This is a genomic window from Acinetobacter sp. ANC 4636 (assembly GCF_054454555.1).
On the sequence record NZ_JBTKVD010000046.1, the window covers coordinates 1 to 1042 of the forward strand.

The window sequence follows — 1042 nt, forward strand, 5'->3', positions numbered from 1 at the left end:
AATGGCTTTGTTGCATAAAGATTTTAAAGATAGAGCTTTCCTAAGTTGCTCAAATTTAAGTGACAACTTGGGTATGAGGTCGGCCTAATTCTGTAAATTTATTTAACACGGCTATACGTGCATGGATTTCATTGACCTGACTGTTAAAACCCCTTGCACTGAGTTTATCGCCCAATAGTTTGATGCAATGCATCTTGGTTTCGACCAAACTACGTCGATGATAACCAGACCACTTTTTCCAAAGCGTTCTTCCTAGATGTTTAACTGTTTTCAATAATTCATTTCTCTCTAAAGATCCCAGTTTCTTATCTTTCCATGGCTTTGCATTCTTTCTTGGTGGAATCACTGCATGTGCTTGCCGATCTGCAATGACCTGTCGGCATTGTTTCGTGTCATATGCTCCATCCGTATAGACAGAATCAATACGTTCATCAGATGGGATTTGATTCAACAGAACATCCAAGACTTGTGAATCACTGACATTATTTGTTGTGAGCTGTACAGCTCGTATTTGCAAGGTTTTAGCATCTATACCAATATGTAGTTTACGCCATTGCCGACGATATTCAGGCTGATGTTTCTTGCGTTTCCACTCACCTTCGCCTAAAAACTTAAGGCCAGTTGAGTCTATCAATAGATGTAATCCTTCATGACTTTTTTGATAGCTGATCGCAATATCAATCTGCTTTTGTCGTCGGCAAAGTGTGGAATAATCTGGTGCTGTCCAACTTAACCCACTGAGTTGAATTAGGCTTTGCACAAAGCCTGTGACCATACGCAAAGAAAGTCGAAAGATAGATTTGATCATCAAACAGCACTGAATTGCTGTATCAGAATAAGTTTGATTTCTTCCATGCTTAGCTTGTGGCTGAGCATACCATTGAGTCTGAGGATCGAACCAAATTGAAATATTTCCTCGCTTGATTAGAGCTTGGTTATAAGAGGACCAATTCGTTGTGCGATAAATTTTAGATGCAGGCTTCTTCATTTGGAAATTATATTGATGAAGAAGCCTTTAAGAATAGCTTTGTGCAACAAAGCC

1 protein-coding gene is annotated in these 1042 nt (G+C 39.2%); it reads right to left on the bottom strand.

All coding sequences use genetic code 11. The features are described 5' to 3' along the window. Positions 1-55: 55 nt before the first annotated feature. Positions 56-988, bottom strand: a complete 933-nt coding sequence (locus ACX1N5_RS15710) for an IS5 family transposase (protein WP_458803578.1) — start codon at positions 986-988, stop codon at positions 56-58. Positions 989-1042: the final 54 nt, after the last annotated feature.